Consider the following 20,544-nt stretch of genomic DNA (forward strand, 5'->3'; position numbering starts at 1 on the left):
AGAATGGTTCAAAATGCGAATGAGTGAACGCAGATTAAATAAGTTGCGACTATATGCAGCAATGAAGGATACGACGATGACTCACGTTGTTGAAGACCTTATTGACTCATTAAAAATCCCGGAGATAGGCAATTCCTCATCGACCAACATGCAAAAGTGAACTGCTTTCACTATCTTTCGTTGGGCAATTCCTCATTGCCCAGAATTCATCCTACGCTCCTCTGAGTACAGAGTGAGACGTGGGGCTTCTTCTGCTTTGAGCTAAATGAGGATAATCCAACAATCTGATTGTTGTTAGTATTACCCAGTTCAGAATGATCTTATAGCTAGGGAGGATCAAAATATGGAAGTTAGCGCTCGTAATTCCTTAAAAGGAACTATTAAGGAAATTCATCCAGGAGCAGTCAACTCTGAGGTCACATTAGAAATTGTGCCTGGGGTGGAAGTAACTGCAATTATTACCAAGGAGTCGGTAGAGCATCTCCAACTTCAAGAGGGAAAACAAGCGATCGCTGTGATTAAAGCGTCAGATGTCATAATTGCTACAGAATAGCTCGAAATGAGTAGATAAGTTGTGGCGATCCGCTTATAGAGCGATCGCTACGATTATCCAACTATTTACGAATTTTCCGAGCAAGAACTGCTACCACACACCAGACAAGAAGGATCGCGATAAGAATGTCGTTTGGCAAATTCCACTCGCATTAAGTCGATTGTCAGCAGTTGTGATAGTAGGGGTTGACTAAACTTAGTAATCAGCTTTATTACCTCTAATGCACTAAGACAAGCTAGTGTCCCAGAAACAGCACCGAGAACCGCGAACCCACGCTGATCCCAATCCGGCTTTTCTGGAAACAAGCATGATAGACAAGGAGTGACACCAGGAATAATGGTTGTCAGGTAAGCTTCCATTCCGTCCATTGCAGCTTCCACCATTGGTTTTTGCCAGCGCACGCAAGCCTCATTGAGCAAGTTCCGCTCTGTGAAATTGTGGGCGCAATCAACAGCTATATCAGCAGATTGCACTAAAGAGTCTACATTCTCTCTTGTAACGTAATCATGAACTGCTTCCACCTGAATATCAGGATTAATAGCTTGCAGAGTTTCTCTGGCTTTGAATACTCTAGGCTTACCTACCCAATCATTTGTCATCAGAACCTGACGATTCATATCATCTAGCCGTAAGTCACCACCCCGAACTAGAATTAGCCGCCCAACACCCGCTACTGCCAAATAAAGTGCTGATGTACCGCCTAATCCCCCTACACCTGTAACCAAAACCGTTGCAGACTTCAAGCGCTTTTGTCCTGCTTCTCCAAAATTGGGAAGCATCATTTGGCGGTGATAGCGTTCTAACTCACTGGGTGTTAAGTTCATCGCTTTTTAATTCTTTATCAGTCGTAAAATTTACCACCTAGTTGGTAGCAAGTATTGTACTTGTCTATACATTTTTCTAACTTACTACCTGTAAAGTTGGTATTTATTCCAGGCACTATTAAAAGAGCTATGTGCAAATATAGCGATGTCTACGACGGGCTATGACGCTCGCCGACTCGCTATCGGTGTCGCAAATGTGGTGCTGCTACCTCTGCTCCCGATGTCGTGATAGTCTTTTATTCGATCATCCCTGCTCTTTGACCAGCACCGATGTATTACTGCCAGTTTGCTCTTTGTCTTGGGTTGAATGCCCAATGAAATAAACCCCGCAGCAAGGCTGTGGGGTCTTTTAGGTATTATTGTTTTCTAGTGGGATATACAGTCAGGGCTGATGCAAGAATCAGTACGGCATCTATAACTGCTGCCTTTGGGTTGAGATTTATCCCCTTTCATAGTGCGCGATATGACTTGGTAAAATTCTCAAAGAATACTTGGAACAATTACTAGTACAGCAGTTTATCACTATCTTGCGACATCAGAAGCCTGCGATCGCAATCCTATGCAGACATTTGCTGATGTGGCTAATAGACTAAATATCTTTGGTTTAGCTTATCTACATATTATTGACAGGAAAGTTGTAGTAACGAGTTACCTACCCGTAGGCGTAGCCCGCACTTCTCTACGAGACGCTCCGCGTAGCTTGCTTCCCCGGAGGGGTACGACAAGCTCAGTGACCATCGTAGACATCGCTTTACAGGGGGCAATCAAACTGCCCCCCTTAATAGAATCTCAACAATTACTTAGCCTACGGCAATCATTACGTCTGATGATTTAATTATGGCGTGGACTTCTTTACCTTCAGTAAGTTTGAGATTTTCTGCTGATGATTTGGTAATAATTGCAGTCACCTCTACCCCTGGTGCTACTTCTATCGTTACTTCAGTATTTACAGAGCCAACGACGATGTTTTTTACAGTTCCTTTGAGAGCATTACGAGCGCTAACTTGCATTTGATGACCCCTACTGGTTTTTTTCTTTACACATAGATAATAACAAACAATTAAATTAATCTGTATAGTTACAGATAGAAAATATATGAATTTTTACTATCCATTAATATAGAAAATATACGCGAATAATTTGATAACTACACCTTTTTTAACCAACTTATTTGGTAATAAAAATAATATGAAGTAGTTAGTTCAATCAACCATTTATCAGACTGTTATTTGAAGAGTGTAAGATAAGTTTTCGGTGCTAGTTCATATTTTTTGAGGTCTTCGCACTCCAATTCGAGCATTCGATCGGGTATCCTTCTCCTGTCGGAGACGCTATGCGTAGCTTGCTTCCACATATCGCTAAAGCGAAAGCTCCACTAACGCATAGCGTCCTGTAGGGAAGCGGTACGGGATCTTGCTACATTTCAGAACAATATTTGGGTAAAAATTCGTATTTCCTTCTACAACGGCAGTCTCCACAATTCGGAAAAGCGTTCTATTAACAAGTCGGCAAAGCCACCTAGCAGACTATTTCCCTGTTATAACGACTGCCGTCTTTTTAATGCAAAATTATCTAGAATCGAAATGTAGTACGAACAACTCCTGTATAGATAGTGTCATTATTGCTGTTCTGTTCTGGGTTAAATATCACAATCAAGCCTGGTGTAATTGATATATTGTTATTCACTTGGTAGCGATATAGTCCTTCTAAATGGAAAGATGTATCGCTATCTTCACGAAGATTACTAGTAGCAGTAAGAACAGCAGGGCCAAAGTCATTACTCGTCACCTTGGGTGGTTGACCAAAGATTAAACCTCCCAAGTTACCCTTTTTGCCTAAATCAGGGAGAGCTAAAGTGACCGCCCAGTTCCAGATGTCTGCCTTATCACCTCTATTAACATTTGCACCAGAAGTAACCTCTGCGATCGCTTGACTATACCCAACCCAACCAGAAAGTACTAATTGGGGGTTGAAACGATAGCTGGTTTCTATCCCATAATGATTGGCTGAAGTGGCAACACCAGCACCAAATGGGGTATTAGCGAAAGCGCTACCATAAGCCCCTGAAACGGAAACATCATTATTACTACCAGTAAAGTAAGAGTGTGCATAGCTCAAAGCAAAAGTTAAGTTTTGGTTGGGCTGGAATGCTAATTGAGCTAAAGCACCATAACTACCGTCAAATAGCCCCGCACCAGCACTAGGATCGTTAGCTCTTCTAGCAAGATAACCCCCAGATAAAGTAATCGCGTCGCTCAATTTAAAGATGGCGCTGACCCCTGAACCTGTATTACTAGCAGAACCCGTATTACTGGCGCGGTAAATAGGGGAGAATCGACCAAACCGCGAAAGAGATCCAATCGGGGTTGAGGACAGCAAAGGGTTTACAGTATTGAAGTTGTCGTAGAATTCCCCACCAATAGCATCAACAATGACATTGATTTTGTCACCTACCGGGAAGCGATAATATAATTTGCCCAGTACAATGGTGTTGTCATTGTTCCCGTCCCACGATACACGGGTCATGTTTGTACCTGTGACTGCCCCACTAAAGGCTGTGGTGTTGTTCGCTTCTAAACGGGTAAACAACTGGTCTTTACCAGTGAAACTACTAATTAGATTCAAGCGGATGCGATCGCTGAAAATCGCATTGTCCTGAAGCCTTCGTCCACCCGATGCTGTATACTCGTTAGCTCTTGCAGCCTCTCTAGCTGCACCCACAGGAGCTGCTTCAATTCTTCTCCAGCGATCGGAATCTAGCGCTCTATCCCCACCAAACACACTCCCAACAGAGAAAATTATTTCTGCATTTAACTTGGTAGTAGTTGAAAATTGTTGATTTTCCAGGTTTGCATTACGAGCTTCCAACCCATCTATCCGTCCCCGTATTTCAACTAGCCCGTCAGCGAATTCTTCTTGCAATTTTCGCAAGGTTTCTAAGTCTTCTTTTGTGACTAAATCTGCTGTGCTAGTAGCAATCAATTCATTAACCCGATTCAGACAAGCGTTAAGACCTGCGGCAAACTCATAACGAGTCATTGCCCGATTTCCTTGGAAGCTGCCATTAGGATATCCAGCTATACAACCGTAGCGCTCAACTAAAGATTGCAAAGCCTGGAATGCCCAATCTGTAGGTTGCACATCAGATAGTTGAGAGACTGAAGTAACCTGACTCATGACTGAGTTAGGATTTTTATTGCTGTCATCATTGAACTGCTGGCTCTGGTCAGATGAAGTAACGCCGATAGGTGCAGTCAAAACAGCTTGATTATCTGTTTGAGCAACCACTCCTCCTTTTGCCTGAAACTGAGTAGTCTGCATATCTGCTGGAATAGCTGATGCACCTTGAGCATTGATCAGACTAACTGCTAATAAGATTGGAGCAATCAACAATGAATTATGTAAAAAACCAGACATTAACCTCACACCTCAAATACTATTAGACCAACTTAATTACTAAATTTGTTGGTACTAAAAAACACCCGATGCACTATTATTACCAGGTTTTCGGATTTTTACCAACTTATATGGTAAAAATCTGACTAATTTTTGTCAAGTTGTTGGTAACAGTCAGTTCTAAGTGGTAATCTGTAATTTTTTACCAATTTTTTTGGCTTCTAGCTTACTACGTTGGTAAATTATGAATTAATTAAGAAAAAACGCTTGAGAGACTGCAAATGATTAATAAACGCATCTTGACTTTTGTGAGTTGGGTATTTATCTCGTTTTTACTAATCGTCGGCTGTAGTCAAACGACTACACCTAACTCATCCTCAACTGCTAGCCCAGCAGCCCAAACAGCAAATTTGACGATATCAGCAGCTGCTAGCCTCAGAGATGCAATGGACGAAATCAAACCTCTCTACAGTAAGGAAAAACCAAATGTTACTCTGAGCTACAACTTTGGTTCATCGGGCGCTTTGCAACAACAGATTGAACAGGGTGCAGGAGTTGACGTTTTTATCTCAGCTGCAACTAAACAGATAGATGCTTTACAGAAAAAAGGTTTGTTAGTTGATGGGACTCGCAAAGACTTACTGAAAAATCAATTGGTGTTGATAGTACCGCAAAATTCCACAACTGTGGCTGATTTCAAAGACTTAACTTCACCACGCATTAAGAAAATTGCTCTAGGCGAACCTAAAAGTGTCCCCGCTGGACAATATTCTCAACAAGTCTTAACTTCATTAAAAATTCTTGACCAAATTAAAAGCAAAGCCGTCTATGCCAAAGACGTTCGTCAAGCTCTCAATTACGTAGAATCAGGCAATGCTGACGCTGGGATCGTCTACCTCTCAGATGCCAAAAGTACGCCAAAAGTCAAAATTGTAGCAACTGCATCTGAAAAAACCCATTCTCCCATCGTTTATCCGATCGCAGTTCTCAAAAGCAGTAAAAATGTCGATGCCGCTAAGGATTTTGTGCAATTTTTATCGGGCAATCAAGCCAAAGCTGTGTTTGAAAAACAGGGATTTACGGTAGCTGGTAGTTAACACCAGAGAAATTTTGACAAGGCTGGTTGAGGATTCAACGCACTACTCAAACCAGCCCTAATAAGCACCGTTCTTATCCACAAAACTATGCCACTGGATTTATCGCCCCTCTGGATATCACTTAAAACTTCATTACTTGCAACATTCATTACCTTCTTCCTTGGCATTTGGGCTGCCTACTGGATGTTGGGATATCGCGGCAAAGGTAAATCCTTGATTGAGGGTATCTTTGTTGCTCCTCTGATTTTACCCCCCACAGTTGTCGGCTTTTTACTGCTGCTATTTTTTGGTAAAAATGGCCCCGTAGGTAAACTCATGGAGCCTTTAGACTTCAGCATCGTTTTTACCTGGTATGGTGCAGCGATCGCAGCTACAATTGTTTCCTTCCCATTAATGTATAAAACTGCATTGGGAGCGTTTGAACAGATTGACACTAATCTCTTGCGGGTAGCCAGAACTCTTGGTGCAACGGAAGTGGCAATCTTCTGGCGCATCAGTTTACCTTTAGCATTGCCCGGAATTGTAGCAGCTACAACTCTCGCCTTTGCCCGTGCTTTGGGTGAATTCGGTGCCACGTTGATGCTGGCGGGCAATATCCCAGGACAAACGCAAACGATTCCAATGGCAATATATTTTGCTGTGGAAGCAGGAGCAATGGACGAAGCCTGGTTTTGGGCGATCGCCATTATGGTAATTTCTCTATCTGGAATTATTGCAGTCAGCTACTGGCAGGAAGTTAGAGAGAAGAGGAGACAGGGGGGACAAGGCGGACGAGGGGGACAAGGCGGACACGGGAGAGAATCGTTTTCATTGTCTGTACCTGACTCCGCAGTAGGACTATTTGTGGATATTGAAAAACGACTGCCGAGTTTTCATCTCAAAGTGTCCTTTAACACCAATGAGCAACCCTTGGGATTGTTGGGGGGTTCTGGAGCAGGTAAGAGCATGATTTTGCGCTGCATAGCCGGCATAGAAACGCCCACAATTGGGCGTATAGTCTTAAATGGCAGAGTCCTGTTTGACTCAGAACAACGAATAAATCTGCCAAGCCGCGATCGCCGTATCGGTTTCTTAGTGCAGAACTATGCTCTCTTCCCACACATGAGTGTGGCGCAAAATATTGCTTTCGGCTTACCCAAAGGATTATCTGCTCTTAATATCAAGGCGCTCTTAGAAGAACAGCTAATAGCCATGCAGTTAGAGGGATTAGGCTCACGCTATCCGCACCAATTATCTGGAGGTCAACAACAAAGGGTAGCTTTAGCCAGAGCATTGGCAAGTCAGCCAGAAGCGTTGCTACTGGATGAGCCGTTTTCCGCACTCGATACCCACTTGCGTAGTCAACTAGAACAGCAAATGACAGAAACTCTAGCTGATTACCAAGGCGTAACTCTATTTGTTACTCATAATATGGAAGAAGCTTACCAGATTTGCCCTAGTTTATTGGCATTGGAACATGGTTTAGCAGTGCATTATGGCTCCAAATATGATATTTTTGAGCATCCCACCACTGTGGGTGTCGCCCAATTAACTGGGTGCAAGAACTTCTCTCGTGTTGTTTTTGAATCATCAAATCAGGTGCAAGCACTTGATTGGGCTTGTAGCCTCCAAGTAATTGAACCCATCAACAGCGAATTATCTCACATTGGCATTCGCGCTCATCAGCTCATCTTTACCAACGACTCATCACAGGTGAATACCTTTCCCTGTTGGCTAGCACAGACAGTTGAAACACCTCACCGAATGACGTTATTTTTAAAACTACATTCTGCTAGTAATAGTCATCAGGATTACCATCTGCAAGCAGAAGTCTTCAAGGAAAAATGGGCAACCATAAAAGACGAACCTTTTCCTTGGTATGTGCGTTTAGATCCTCTGCGCTTAATTTTGATGGAATAGTGAACTAAACCATATCTAGGAGAGCATATCTAAAATTTTTATAAGAAGAATTCAGAAATCAGGAGTCAGAATTCATGCTGAATTCTGTACGAGTGGTTGATGAATATTGGTTAAACCCTCGCCCCTAGTGGGCGAAAAAAAATTAAAATATTCTGACTAATTAAAACTCTATCCCTTTATGGGTAGAGTATTCTGAATTCTGAATTCTGTCTTCTGACTCCTTTTTATAATTTTTGTGGGATGGGTCGAAAAGCCCACCCTAATTATGCAATTTAAATGTGGAACAACTGATAAGAGGTAAGCACTAAAAAAAGTGAAATACTACTGCCTTGGTTAATACCAAATTTTCGCCTATTCACCTGTTTGACTAGGCTTCATCATCTGATGTTTCTTCAATGTCGATTTCCCAAGGTTCTCCTTTATAATCTGGTGAAAAAAGGTGAATTTTGCCCTTGTTGGAAAACTGCTTCAACTTTGTGATGAACTGGGGAATAGCATCGACTATATGCAGATAACTTTCTATGTCATAACAGATAATGAGTAACATCAGAGGACTAGTATTTATCTTGAAATACCAGTGACAATTTGATAGTAAAACTCGCATAATTGGGCCGCAAGCTTGATAAAATCGCCTGCAAGTAGCTTCTTCTAATTGCCTGTAGAATAACTCGTTAAGTATAGGTGCTCCAGTTGGAGGCAAATCATCTGCGGGAAGGGGGGATTTATTCATAGTAAATAACTAGGGATTGGGAATTATTAGTCAAAAAAAAATACAATGCTCCTGCGTGTTTTAATCACGCCATCTATTCAAAGATGGCGCAACAAGCACTTTTGTAGTTGCACCCAAAGTCGGGAAATCATAGTAAATGTTCTTGTTTTTGTGTTGCAAGCCATTGCAGTTCTAACCACAAACGTGGATCTGTCTGCTTTACCTTCGACATAGGATCTCGCAGCAGATGTGTAGCATTTAGGCAGACAACTTCAACTAATCCTGCATATTCTGCTACTTCTCTGAGTATAGATATTTTGGCTTTGACATCAGCAATCAGATTGTCAGGGCAATAAATAGTAAAGTATGGCAGAAAGTGAACACGAGGTCTTCCCCAATAAGACTCGATGAGTTTAACATGACAGTGTTTTAGCAATTCCTCAACTTGTGGGAAAGAATGAGCAATAACCGTTTTGAATTCTTTGACTAGCTCTTGTTCATACCAACTTGTGTTCATAGTTATAACTTTCATCCTGAAAGTAGCAATTGGGAATTTTGAATTGTGAGTTAGTTTTTCTACTAATCACTGATAACTAAGCATTTACTAGCCTTGGTGCAAAGATTTTTTGGGGTACTGTGTAGTACAAAAAGGTCGGCGAAGCAATTTTTTACTAATGCTGCTTCCGTTCTCCTCAAACACTATCAAGTGCAATACTTGCTCTAGAAAACGCCGTTTGTCAAAAATGCCTTGAATCAGCACTTCTAGTTCAGTTGCGCCCTTGGCAGGAAAATCTTCTCCATCAATGGTGCGCCAGGGTAAAAACTCCTGCCAGTCTGAGGTTAATGTACCGATTCGTGCCCGATTTCCATAAGTAACAACTAGGAATGTATTGTAGTCAAACAGCTTTGGTATTTGTTGACAGTAGGTCTGAATTCGCTGATAACCTTCTTTGAAAGTCGCCTGTTCATCACTTAGCTGAATCGAGGCAATAACTGCCAAGGGTAAACCATTGATAAAGACAACTACATCAGGACAGTGAGTATAACTCCCCTCAACTACAGTCAAGGGGTGAATAGCTAGCCAATCATTGTTCAATAGATTAGACGTATCAATGAGCCACACAAAGTCATGAACTATTTCTTCGTTATACAGGTATTCAACTTTCACTCCATTGGTCAAGAATTTGTGAAAGCGACGGTTATTTTCCAGTAAGTCGAAACTCTCTGTACAAGTAACCTGATGGATAGCTGCGGCGATCGCCTCATCCGGTTTTGTCGGGTTAATTTTCTGCAAAGCGTTATGCAGGCGCTGATACAAAACCATATCACTATAACTATTCCGCCCGATCTGATGCTTCCCTAAAGCAATATCTGGCTCTAATAAAACTGTGTAGCCAATAACCTCAAACCAAGTGAGCAAAGATGGTGCAATGGCAACTCTTCGAGAGGCTCCGCCAACGCGTAGCTTACTTTTGAGTAGGGGTATGCCCAACCCAGGCATCGCAGATTGTGTGAAATCAAAACGTCGGCGAAGCTTTCTTGTAATACGACTCGCTTTGGCAGTTGTTTTTTTTAGCTGTGCTGGATTCATGAACAGTAAAAGACTTAATTTTTAGTCAATGCAGGAGCTAGACACGAGCTGATCGGCATTGGTTGGTATATTTTTGATGGAATATACGACTTGATAGTAACTATCAAAGCTGAAGTCGATCGGCAAGATTGTATCTTGTGCTACATTTACCAATAATATTGGTAATATTGTTATGAACAGTTAGAGTTAGGACTGGTCTAATGCTTACCCCTTGTTTCCTGCTCTAAAAACAGGTTGCCAATATCAAATAAAAGTTGCATAGTACCTCGATAGCCAACCTTGGTAAACTGACCATGATCTAAGCGGTCAAAAATGGGAATTCCTTGACGGTAGAGAGGAATTTTTAAACGTTGAGCGATCGCTACTCCATGAGAGTTGGTAATTAGCAAATCAGATCCAACCGCCAATTGTTCAAAGTCTTCCAAATCGCCGATAGTAACGCTCTTGATCGGAAGTTTTTCTAGTAGAGGAAAGCGTGTTGTTGTCACCGCTGAGTGAATCTCAACTCCTAGCGATCGCAAAAAAGCAACTGTTGACCAAAGTAAATCTGGTTCCAGCGCCAAAGAAACTCGCTTGCACCCAAAGTAAAAGTGATTCTCCAACATCACATGTTGTAACTGACGGCGATATTTCTCCGGTACGCTGACACCACTGATATCCGCCAATGCTTGCAGAAATTTATCTACTGCTGCTAGTCCCGTTAATTGGCCAAATACCTCATAAGGTATATTGAATCTTTGCTCCAAAATTTGTGCTGCACCCCGCATACTATCACCCAGCGCCAAAGTGAATACAGAATTGCCAAGCGATCGCAACTGTGCCAATGTAGTGCCATTAGCTGTAATGGCACTAGAAGAATCTTCTATATGACCATCTAATGAGCCAGAAAGGTCAGGTACAACAATAGGTACAAGTCCAAAAGAGGTAACAATCTCTTTGATTTCCTGTACATCCCCTGGTGTGAAGGCAGAACTCGCCAAAATAGTAATTTGTGTGGGGCAAGCGTCTTGCTTAGAGTTTTTTTGAGGGATTTCTCTGACTATACTCTCAACTGCGCCAGCAAAGCCATCCTGTAATGTACCTTTGAAATCTGGTGTCGAGACAAGTACAATTGGTAAATAATCCAGTTCTGGGTGACGGTGGCGAATCTCCTTAACAAAGCGCCCCATATCATCCCCTCTGGTTTCCACCAGTCCAGTGCTACAAAGACCGATAATTTCTGGTTTGGATCTCTGCACCAAAGTCAAGATTGCTTGTTCAACTCTTTCCTCGCCACCCAAAATGGTTGCAACTTCGGTCATCGCCGTACTGGAAAGGGGAATCGTTTGACGGAAATGTTGTACTAATACCGCCTTAGTTAAAGCAGTACAACCTTGAGAACCGTGTAATAAAGGCATGATTCCCTTCAACCCCAAAAAGGCTAAAACTGCACCCACAGTTTGGCTTTGCTTCAGGGGATTAACTGCAACAGATGTACTCGTAACGCTGATAATCGCCATCAAATTTCCTCCTGTTGAGAATTTCCTGCTGACTCTACTCCTACTTCCCACGGCGCTGGCTGGTATACTTGTTCCCACATAGGATTGTAAAAAGCAGCATATAATTCTCGTGCTACCTCTAAGATTCCTATATAGCCTGCATAGGCATGATTGCGTTCTTGATTAATATCTAGAAATGGAATCCTAGCAGTGAGAGAGGTATCTTGATGGCGTTTATCAGCAATTAACATATCAACTTGATTTTCGTTAATTATCTGTAAAATTTCTTCAGGACTATTTTGCTCTAGAATTATGCCATGTTGACCCAGCAAACTTTTGACTCTAATTCTATCCTCCTCAATATTATTCTTAGTCAGAATAGCAATAACTTCCATGCCCAATTTCTTAGCAGCAAAGATAATCAACCAACTCTTGAAACTTCCAGTAGAAAGGATAACGCGCTTACCTTGCAATCGGGTAATATACAGAGCGAGTTTTTCATCTATTGCAGCAGTTTCTTCTACAATTAACTTTTCTGTACGTTCCTGCAAATCAGAATTACCTAACTTGGCAGCAATATTCCTTAAACATTGATTGATTGACTCTACACCATAAATAGACTCTTCAATATAGGGAATGCCATATTTTTTTTCCATCCCTTTTACCACGTTGATTAGTGCTTTGGAGGAGAGTATGACGTTAAGCTTGGCACGATGGGCATAGCAAACTTCTTTGTAGATAGCATCGCCTGTAATTTTAGCCAAAACTCTGATACCTAATTTCTCCAATAACGGTAGAACATTCCATATTGCACCTGCGATATTATGTTCACCAATTAAGTTGATGTCATAAGGTGTACTAGTGTCTGGCTCGGCTGTTCCAATAACGTGTTCTAGCAACGCTTCACCAGCGACACGGTTGCCCAAATTTTGGTTCCCAATAAAGCCAGGGCAATGTACAGGTATAGTGGGTATTCCTGTTTTCTCGGTGGCATTTTTGCAAACTCCCTCGATATCATCTCCAATCAGGGCGGTGATGCAAGTGGAGTAAACAAATACCGCCGCCGGTTTGTAGCGTCTTGCTAATTCTAAAATGCCTTTGTACAGCTTTTTGGCTCCACCGAAGATGATATCGTTCTCATCGATGTCGCTGGTAAAGCGTATTTTGTACAGCATCGAACCAGAAGAAAGACTGCTGTAACTTCCCCAAATACTGGCAGCACAGCCACTTGGCCCGTGAACTACATGAGCAGCATCGGTGATTGGTACTAAGGTAATCATTGCACTATCAAAAGCACAACTCCCTTGAGTAGTTCCAGGTTGGGGTAATTGCGTGGAGGACTTTTTTTTATGCAGTTTCTGCTGCTGACGAGCATCTTCGGAATTTGACTCGCTGAATGAATCGTTGATTTTTCCTGAAGTGGGATTCATTTGTTTGGTGACAATAGGTAGAAGTTATTAGGTATTAACTGAATTACCAAAACATGAAGATGATTTTAATTTATTAACTGTGTATCTAAAGTATGGAAGAAAAAGAAAGGGAATGAGAAAGATAGTTTTTCATCCCCTAAAACATAAACATCTACTAGGTTAGAGAAGGAGAAAACAAAAACACGAACTAGACTATTAAAGTATTAATTTTGCTGTGTACACCTCGGTAGATTGGTGTTAACACGGTGAAGATCAAACACACAGAGTTAAGATCAGCTATTCGATTACCTCCATTTTCAAGGATTGGTCAGAGGGTGGGCCAAAATAGCCCACCTGATATTTACTCTGTATTTAGCACCGGAGTCTGAACAAGAAACTTACTTCTTCTAGCTACCAGAAACTATTTCTACGTTTCCTTTTTTAACTGCTTCTAGCGCTTCGCCTTGAACGTCTTCTAGCTTCTTAGCAGCATCTGCTTGGCTAATCATTTTTGCAGCATTTTCTTCACTTTCAAGGATGCCGAACTCAATCAACAAATCTTCTAGCTCATCCATCTCGATGGGTGTGGGAACTGTAAGATTTGTATTGTTGATAATCTTGTCCGCTAATGTGCGGTATTCATTAGCTTGTTTACTGTTAGGCGCATACTCGTTCACTGTCATCCGGCGCAATTCGGCGTGTTGCACGATATTGTCACGGGGGACGAAGTGAATCATGTGGGTATTCAATCTGGCTGCCAGGGTGCTAATCAGTTCGTCTTCCCGGTCAGTTTGACGGCTGTTACAAATCAGCCCACCCAAACGTACACCACCAGTATGAGCATATTTGAGAACGCCACGAGCAATGTTGTTGGCAGCAAACATCGCCATCATTTCACCAGAGGTAACGATGTAGATTTCTTGGGCTTTACCTTCACGAATTGGCATAGCAAAACCACCACACACAACGTCGCCTAATACGTCGTAGGATACGAAATCTACGTCTGAATAAGCGCCGTTTTCTTCGAGGAAGTTGATGGCAGTGATGATACCCCGACCGGCGCAACCTACACCAGGTTCTGGCCCACCAGATTCTACGCATCTGATATCCCGGAAGCCAGTGATTACCACTTCTTCGAGTTCGATATCTTCTACAGCACCCCGTTCAGCAGCCAAGTGCAGCACGGTGGTTTGGGCTTTACAGTGCAGAATCAATCGGGTAGAGTCAGCTTTGGGGTCACAACCCACAATCAAGATGCGTTGACCCTTTTCTGCCATAGAAGCGAGGGTATTTTGGGAGGTAGTAGATTTACCGATACCGCCTTTACCGTAGAAAGCAATTTGTCTAATTTTGCCGTCGGACATGATGATTAATCCTGTAATTGTTTGTTTGCTGGGTCTGTCGGTTTATCAAGCATTGGTACTGTGTGCCTACCGAAGGCGTTGGCACTTTGTGCCTACCGGAGGTACTCGCGCTGTAAAATTACAGCAGTGACCTTATGTAGAACGTTGTTGGAGGTGCTCGTTCTACAGCAAAAAGAGTCCGAAGAAAGAACATATTCAAGTTGTGGTCAGTTTTCGTTGGTCATTAGTCATTGTTTTTTCTGACTAATGGCTAGAGCAATAAGACATCACTCAAGGAATATTGCAAGTATTACCATCCGCTCACTCAAATGATTTCTCTAGCGGTAGTAATACCAATTGGAAAAAAGAAAGCTACAGATTCAAAGCCGGAAACTCAAATTGAAATCCGAATTACGAATTGGGCATTATCAGCATTATCAGTTGTTGTAATCACAAAGAAGGTTGCTCATACCTAAAAAGTGGTTGCAGCAGGATTTAAATTTACGCCAAGTTTCCCTAAATCACACAACCAACCATTGCAATCCACTCTAAACAGTCGCTACAACTTCCCCAATTTTGCTGATATCGTAACCGCCAAGAATTTCAAATTGGGAGTGAACCATCCGATGTCCCAAAGTACTGAGCAACTGCTGTACAGGTGCTTCTTCTAAATATTCCTTGAGAATCACCAAATCATATCGTGACTGATGTAAAGGGATAAATCCCAGCCCAAAGGCGGTAGCGACAGATGCCGTACTTATACCTGCATCGGCAACTCCTCTGACTACGGCTTGGGCAACATCTTGGTGAGTTTTGAGTATATTGTCAAAGCCCTGAACAGCATCGAACGGTATCTGCTCTTTTTGGAGTGTTTGTTCCAAAAGCATCCGACTACCAGAACCGATTTCGCGGTTAACAATAGTCGCTCCCCCAGCAACTAAGTCACTAACTGTTCTAATTCCCATTGGATTGCCAGACTTCAACAAAAGTCCCTCCTCCCACACACCAAGGGTAATCAGAACTGCTTCCCTCCCAGCCAGAACATCTCGAACAAAGGGAGTATTATACTCACCAGTTTCAGGATCGTACAGATGCATCCCAGCGATGTGCGCCTCACCTCTGCATAAACTGTGCAATGCAGCCATGCTATTGGCGAAGTTATATTGGACTCGCAGTTGAGGATGCCAGCGTTCGGTGGCTCTTGCCCATAGTGAAATTACAGGGGCACAACCAGCAATCACAACAGTGTTGTGAAGTGTGTCGAGGTTATCGTCCAAAAGACGGACTCGAACTTTATTTGTACCTGTTTGACTAGTGCCTTCACCATCAGCTGGAATCATATCTTGGCGAAAAGCATCCTTACCAATCAAGGGATAAGCTATCCATTGTCCTCCGACACGAGCCACACTAACTCGTAGTTGCTGACCGTTAGGAACGGGTTTGGCAAGAACTGCTTCAATTTCAGGTAAATCCCGCTCTAACCAGAATAGATCCTCAACTTGACAGCCAAGCGCTTTGGCCAAGCGAAGTGTTATGGCAACTGAGGGAGCATATAGTCCCGACTCTACACCACTAATAGTCTGACGAGTTACACTAGCGATGTTAGCCAAATCTTGTTGGCTCATGCCTAAGCGAGTTCTAATCGACTTCAAGTTATTACGGAGGTCACTATCCTGCTTCATTGGCTTTGTCTCTTGGTTTCAAAAAGCCGTAGCGGATTTAAATATTGCATCTGCCAAGGCGAAAGTGAGGTCTAGGAGTTTATATCATTTCTCTTTGACGAGTTTTTGTGCTTTCGCTGTCTTGATTCCCCATATAAAAAGACTATCACAGAAATTGCCAGTTTGCTTGCCAAGCGCAAATTATTTTTGCGGATGGTTACTTTTTAGGCACTTACTAGTAATAAAATGCCCTGCCATCGCTTTCCCCCCTATCTCGTAAGCGCCAAAGACATAACCTAGCGTGGCAAAACTTACTAGAGAAGACGACTCTCTAAATTAGCCAAGTAACCCTTGGGGTCTCTGCGAAATCGATATTGTTCAATTCTGGCTTTGTGGTGTTTTTGCAATTGAGAGCGTAATTCGAGCCAAGTAACGATATCAACTTGTGCTAAATCAGATGCGGTAAAAGAATGAAGTTTAGTAGCGATGGCACAGGCAAGTTTGACAGAACCACGAATAACGAGGGATGAGGGGGCAACCTTACGACCAGTACAACGACGTTGATGATGACGTAGCATACCAAAAGCATGTTCTAAGTCATTATTAGTTCTGGGAAAATCTTCAATTTCATAACAATGAAAAAGTCAAGACCAGTAGTTATGAGTGGTTTTTATAAAGTTATCGATTGCGGTACTAAGTGTACCAGCTTTCTGCAATTGAGAGGACATTTCTGTTAAAAGTTGCTGATAACTTTGTTTGACTCCAGCAGCATCAAGACCTATTTTATTATTGAGAATATTACTAGCTTTATTAACCCACTGATATGCAACTATAACAGGTGAAAATAAAGATGCAGTCGCAGATAACCCCTTAGCTATCAGGTGTTTCAGGTTGACTAAAGGTGGTGGTAAAGCACTTTTTTTTCCATCCGCTCTAAGCTTTGCTCTATCAACGTCAAATTTTCTTGTAACTTTAATCCAGATGCCTCTAATGGTGGATGACCATCATTGGTTATAGAACTACGCACTGCCGAGCAATAATCTTCAATAATACTTGCCAAATCCTCATCTTCATTGCTAACACTACGTTCAATGTCTCGTAATCCTCTAACCTTTTTTTTTAATTCCTTTTTTGCATGTCGATCCGCCTCATATATGGGTTTAATTGCCTCTTTCAGGTAATGATAATGACATAAACCATGAGCAATACTAGGTAATGCTACCCTAACAGCTTTGCGAATTGATTGTTGTCCATCACTAACAACGCCATCAATTGGTACATTTAGGGTATTAGTTACTTCTAATAATAACGCTACTAAATCTTCATTTCTTGATGATAATAAGGTTTTAGCTAGTATTATTTCTCCTGATAAGCAATCTCGAATTACCCATAATACCTCATGTCCAATTTCTGGCTGCATTCCATCGATCGCTAATATCACCCGTCCTTGATTAGCCACTATTGCTTTTAACCTTTTATGATCTTTTAGCCATAAAGAAAGTAATTCGTCATATCTGTCAATTAGGTGCGTGACCGTTCTTTGACTTATACATATACCCTTTAATTCAAGGTGAGTGTGTATTTGGGGAACACTTCTATGTTCCTGGTATCGTAACGCTCCTATATAAGCAATCACATCCAAACCAAATTCGCTCTGTGGTAGAGCGAGTGACCCTTCTTGCTCTGGGCGATATGCTTTTTTATACCGCATACATGACTTATTTCGACATCGACGAATTTTTAGCTTTAGTTCTAATACCCCATTTAATGTTCTTATATGTCGAGGATTATTGTATTCATTCCACATTGCTTGACCGCACGAAGGGCATCTTTTTTGAACACAATCGAGTACTTCAAACGATGTTGCCTCTGGTTTTAGACTTTTCCTTGCCAAGTTTTTGCACCATTATTTCCCTACAAGGTCAAGATTACAGGATTTCTACTCTTCTCTAGTAAGTTTTGCCACGCTAGAGTTTTTATGAAAAGTTCAACTTATAGCTTCAGTTCATTAGTTAAACAAATAACTCAAGTCGGCATCTAGCTCATGACTAGACATCATTGCCGCTATTAACTGCTATGTCGAAATGCAATACGTCTTCGCGATCGCCCAGCTTTGTATAAAGTTTAATGGCTGGATCGTCACCAATATCTGCCTGGACAAAAATGACATAAGCTCCACATGCTGCTGCTACTTCCTTCAGCTTCTGAATTAATGCCGTTGCGATCCCCTGCCGTCGGTGTGCGGAGGTAACAGCGAGATCGTAGATGTAAATCTCACTGCGCTCTTGCTCGAACTTTTTAAGCTCGTAGGCAGTAAGACCGCCAACGACCTCACCTTCTTTCAATGCGGCGAGCGCAATGAAGTAGTCAGTATCAAGCAGTTGCCGCAAGTAGTCTGCACTAGGCGGATTCCCATAGGTTTCCACCTGATCGAACGCCTCACCAAAGGTCACTAATAGAGCTTCCATTAATGCAACGTCCTCCGGTACAATCTGTTGAATGCTTAAGTTCATTGGTATTTCCTAAGCTATATTCCTGCTGAACGGCTAAATCCTGCTCGTTCATACAATATCAGAAGAACTGCCATTAGTATGACTAATTTAGTAGTCACTAATTTCAGTTTTCATAATTTATGTAACTAAATATTCTGTTACTTGTTTCCTAATGGGACTGGCATTGTGAAGGGCTGACATAATTGCCTCTTGGCTATCGAAAAAACTTTGTATCTTTTGAAGCCAAGATTCTTGAGAATATCCTAGTGGCGGATTTTGTCTTACCGTCACAAATAGAGCTACTATTTTCAATGTTTTCTCTGTTATTTCTCCTCTCAATTGCATTGGGACAGAATCAAAAAAACTGCCCTCTTGTAATTCTAGTTCTTCCAAGGGAATCTCTTTATAGAGTGTTTCAGCCATCTCTAGAATCTCAGATATATTGCTATTGAGAGTGTGCATAAACCCAAGTGATGATAACGATATAGCAAACATCATTTCTATCTGTTCTTTCTGTTTACTTAGGTCAACCCTTTGTTTTCCATAGTTTGGATCTCTAGCTTTCCTTCTTTTAGCTTCACCCATTTTCAAAAACTAGTCGGCAATAAATGTTTTTAATTCTATTGTACAGCCCAATCTCGCTGTATTAAACCTGTTATTTACTAGTGTAAAATTTTTTTTAATTTTGCTTAGTTTAGAGATAAGATACCTTCTTTGGCTCTTAGTACAGGAACTTATCCATCTAGTTCAATAATTCGGTTGCTTCTTTTAACACTTGAATAATTTCCGGTTTCTGAGAACTAATCACATCATTTGGTAAATGCTTGTGATGCGGAAATGTAGAGATATCAGGAAAATGCGGCGTACTATCATAACGAAAAACTAGGCAATTTCGTTCATCTTGAAAATGGTAGCGATAATCAAGAAATTTTAACTGATTGTCTGTGATTACTATAGCTTCGTTAATTTCTAATAAGTGTGTTTGAGCTAATCGCAATCGAATTCTTAAATTAGCCCGAAGGGATGTTAAAATTTCTTCTTCATAACGTTCCACATAAAGATTTGGACATTGAACAATTGCTTGTTCTACTTGATTTAAATAATCAGATAGAATGTTAGGCAGCATAGTTCAATCTTTGCTCTATTTCTTGACGCAAAACCAGATAATGGCGGTAATCGTTTGCCCATTCTATAAATAGAACATCATCTGGTAATATTCCCTGATTATACTGATAAAAAAAATCTTCAGAGTCAATTTTTTGCTGGTTTTCATACACACTGAGTCGCTTGGCAATGGCAACCAAAGCATCTAAGGATGATGTATATTGAATGGTCTGTTTACGCATTTTATCTCTACTTCAAAATCATCATATTTTGATTATAAGTCAGCGCCACTTCAAAATTTCCTCATCGAGCGCTATGAAAATTAGGCAAATTCTCATCAACTGATAGCTATTGTGGCGTTGCTCTATCGTCACTTTTGCTGTTTCCATACAAGGTTGTACTCCCTTTCAACAGCCGCCAGCAGCAAAGTGTGCAAGGATGACAGATAAGGGTTTGGCAAAATCCCTAATCCCTGCAACAGCCAATCCACAGCTTCGTCAAGGCTGGTCACTTGATGCAACTGCCGTAACCGCTTTTTCCGTTGGCGTTCGTCGAACGCAAGTGCGTCTCTGAAAGAGAAGAGAAGGTATTGCCCTTATCTCAAAACAAAAAATCACCCCCCAATACCTTTGCCACTCAAGTAGTTCATAGCTCTGGGTTTCCTCTTGCCTATAGGGACTACTTTCGATTGCTTGGGAGGTTGAGGAGGGCGGCATTTCTCGCAATATAGAGGTCGAACCCCAAAGGTTTCTCGTTGTGTGGGTTGTTCGCATTGCTTACATACGAAGTTGAAAACGCGAGTGTGAATTTCCCGTTTGTGCGCTCTGACTGTGTACTCTCGGACTTCAATAGTTTTGCTGGACATTGATTAGTTTTTTAAGTTGCCATTTATAAATATAGTTTCTTGTTTTTGACTAATAGTATAGCCAGAGCATCATCTTCATGATTAAAACAAGGATAATTGCTTTGGGGAAATATTACCTTTACG

20 protein-coding genes and 1 pseudogene are annotated in these 20,544 nt (G+C 41.6%); 5 read left to right on the top strand and 16 right to left on the bottom strand.

Translation table 11 applies throughout. The annotated features are described in order from the left end of the window. Positions 1-343 precede the first annotated feature (343 nt). Entirely contained in the window at positions 344-553 is a 210-nt protein-coding gene (locus tag FD724_RS36690; protein WP_094352046.1) for a molybdopterin-binding protein, read from the top strand. A gap of 65 nt (positions 554-618) precedes the next feature. Here the strand turns inward: FD724_RS36690 and FD724_RS36695 are convergent, their stop codons facing one another. The 3 genes from FD724_RS36695 to FD724_RS36705 all read right to left on the bottom strand — a co-directional run bounded on the left by FD724_RS36695 (position 619) and on the right by FD724_RS36705 (position 4,794). Beyond that, entirely contained in the window at positions 619-1,377 is a 759-nt protein-coding gene (locus tag FD724_RS36695; RefSeq protein ID WP_179076567.1) for a HesA/MoeB/ThiF family protein, read from the bottom strand. Between the two features lie 800 nt (positions 1,378-2,177). Then, on the bottom strand, positions 2,178-2,387 hold the full coding sequence (locus tag FD724_RS36700; RefSeq protein WP_179076568.1) for a molybdopterin-binding protein: 210 nt from the start codon (positions 2,385-2,387) through the stop codon (positions 2,178-2,180). A gap of 562 nt (positions 2,388-2,949) precedes the next feature. Then, on the bottom strand, positions 2,950-4,794 hold the full coding sequence (locus FD724_RS36705; RefSeq protein WP_256874725.1) for an iron uptake porin: 1,845 nt from the start codon (positions 4,792-4,794) through the stop codon (positions 2,950-2,952). A 260-nt stretch (positions 4,795-5,054) separates the two neighbouring features. Here FD724_RS36705 and modA point away from each other — a divergent pair, with 260 nt between their 5' ends. Together modA and modB are read left to right on the top strand one after the other, a co-directional pair. Continuing rightward, positions 5,055-5,870, top strand: a complete 816-nt coding sequence (gene modA, locus FD724_RS36710; protein ID WP_094352042.1) for a molybdate ABC transporter substrate-binding protein — start codon at positions 5,055-5,057, stop codon at positions 5,868-5,870. An 87-nt stretch (positions 5,871-5,957) separates the two neighbouring features. Beyond that, positions 5,958-7,769 (top strand): molybdate ABC transporter permease subunit, encoded by a 1,812-nt coding sequence (modB, locus tag FD724_RS36715; RefSeq protein WP_179076569.1) that lies wholly within the window; start codon positions 5,958-5,960, stop codon positions 7,767-7,769. Between the two features lie 367 nt (positions 7,770-8,136). Here modB and FD724_RS36720 read toward each other — a convergent pair whose 3' ends face one another. The 6 genes from FD724_RS36720 to nifH all read right to left on the bottom strand — a co-directional run bounded on the left by FD724_RS36720 (position 8,137) and on the right by nifH (position 14,320). Continuing rightward, entirely contained in the window at positions 8,137-8,499 is a 363-nt protein-coding gene (locus FD724_RS36720; protein ID WP_179076570.1) for a hypothetical protein, read from the bottom strand. 127 nt (positions 8,500-8,626) lie between these two features. Then, positions 8,627-8,995 (bottom strand): hypothetical protein, encoded by a 369-nt coding sequence (locus tag FD724_RS36725; RefSeq protein WP_099100705.1) that lies wholly within the window; start codon positions 8,993-8,995, stop codon positions 8,627-8,629. Between the two features lie 87 nt (positions 8,996-9,082). Then, complete coding sequence (locus FD724_RS36730; RefSeq protein ID WP_179076571.1) at positions 9,083-10,069, bottom strand: type I restriction endonuclease; 987 nt, start codon at positions 10,067-10,069, stop codon at positions 9,083-9,085. Positions 10,070-10,266: 197 nt separating this feature from the next. After that, positions 10,267-11,568, bottom strand: coding sequence for a nitrogenase iron-molybdenum cofactor biosynthesis protein NifN (gene nifN / locus FD724_RS36735; protein ID WP_179076572.1), 1,302 nt, complete (start codon positions 11,566-11,568; stop codon positions 10,267-10,269). Beyond that, positions 11,568-12,977 (bottom strand): nitrogenase iron-molybdenum cofactor biosynthesis protein NifE, encoded by a 1,410-nt coding sequence (gene nifE / locus FD724_RS36740; RefSeq protein ID WP_179076573.1) that lies wholly within the window; start codon positions 12,975-12,977, stop codon positions 11,568-11,570. The genes nifN and nifE overlap by 1 nt, the downstream gene beginning before the upstream one ends. A gap of 386 nt (positions 12,978-13,363) precedes the next feature. Then, positions 13,364-14,320, bottom strand: coding sequence for a nitrogenase iron protein (gene nifH / locus FD724_RS36745; RefSeq protein ID WP_179076574.1), 957 nt, complete (start codon positions 14,318-14,320; stop codon positions 13,364-13,366). Here nifH and FD724_RS41410 point away from each other — a divergent pair. Next, positions 14,319-14,450, top strand: a complete 132-nt coding sequence (locus tag FD724_RS41410) for a hypothetical protein (protein ID WP_256874726.1) — start codon at positions 14,319-14,321, stop codon at positions 14,448-14,450. The genes nifH and FD724_RS41410 overlap by 2 nt on opposite strands. Positions 14,451-14,847: 397 nt before the next feature. On the opposite strand, the gene FD724_RS36750 is transcribed toward FD724_RS41410, so the two are convergent. The 6 genes and pseudogenes from FD724_RS36750 to tumA all read right to left on the bottom strand — a co-directional run bounded on the left by FD724_RS36750 (position 14,848) and on the right by tumA (position 19,798). Beyond that, the gene (locus FD724_RS36750) at positions 14,848-15,981 is read right to left on the bottom strand and encodes a substrate-binding domain-containing protein (protein WP_179076575.1); all 1,134 of its coding nucleotides are present in this window, start codon (positions 15,979-15,981) and stop codon (positions 14,848-14,850) included. Positions 15,982-16,274: 293 nt separating this feature from the next. Continuing rightward, positions 16,275-17,767 (bottom strand): annotated as a pseudogene (locus tag FD724_RS36755) (ISNCY family transposase). A gap of 241 nt (positions 17,768-18,008) precedes the next feature. Continuing rightward, positions 18,009-18,473, bottom strand: a complete 465-nt coding sequence (locus FD724_RS36760) for an AAC(3)-I family aminoglycoside N-acetyltransferase (protein WP_179076576.1) — start codon at positions 18,471-18,473, stop codon at positions 18,009-18,011. 117 nt (positions 18,474-18,590) lie between these two features. After that, entirely contained in the window at positions 18,591-19,037 is a 447-nt protein-coding gene (locus tag FD724_RS36765; protein WP_179076577.1) for a hypothetical protein, read from the bottom strand. A gap of 157 nt (positions 19,038-19,194) precedes the next feature. After that, positions 19,195-19,578, bottom strand: coding sequence for a toxin TumE (gene tumE / locus FD724_RS36770; RefSeq protein ID WP_179076578.1), 384 nt, complete (start codon positions 19,576-19,578; stop codon positions 19,195-19,197). Next, the gene (tumA, locus tag FD724_RS36775; RefSeq protein ID WP_179076579.1) at positions 19,568-19,798 is read right to left on the bottom strand and encodes an antitoxin TumA; all 231 of its coding nucleotides are present in this window, start codon (positions 19,796-19,798) and stop codon (positions 19,568-19,570) included. Before tumA ends, tumE begins: the two co-directional genes overlap by 11 nt. Before the next feature lie 196 nt (positions 19,799-19,994). Here tumA and FD724_RS41415 point away from each other — a divergent pair, with 196 nt between their 5' ends. Further along, entirely contained in the window at positions 19,995-20,129 is a 135-nt protein-coding gene (locus tag FD724_RS41415) for a hypothetical protein (protein ID WP_256874727.1), read from the top strand. Positions 20,130-20,169: 40 nt separating this feature from the next. On the opposite strand, the gene FD724_RS36780 is transcribed toward FD724_RS41415, so the two are convergent. Continuing rightward, positions 20,170-20,421, bottom strand: a complete 252-nt coding sequence (locus tag FD724_RS36780) for a hypothetical protein (protein ID WP_179076580.1) — start codon at positions 20,419-20,421, stop codon at positions 20,170-20,172. Between the last annotated feature and the right edge of the window lie 123 nt (positions 20,422-20,544).

This window comes from Nostoc sp. C057 (assembly GCF_013393925.1).
GTDB lineage: Bacteria > Cyanobacteriota > Cyanobacteriia > Cyanobacteriales > Nostocaceae > Nostoc > Nostoc muscorum_A.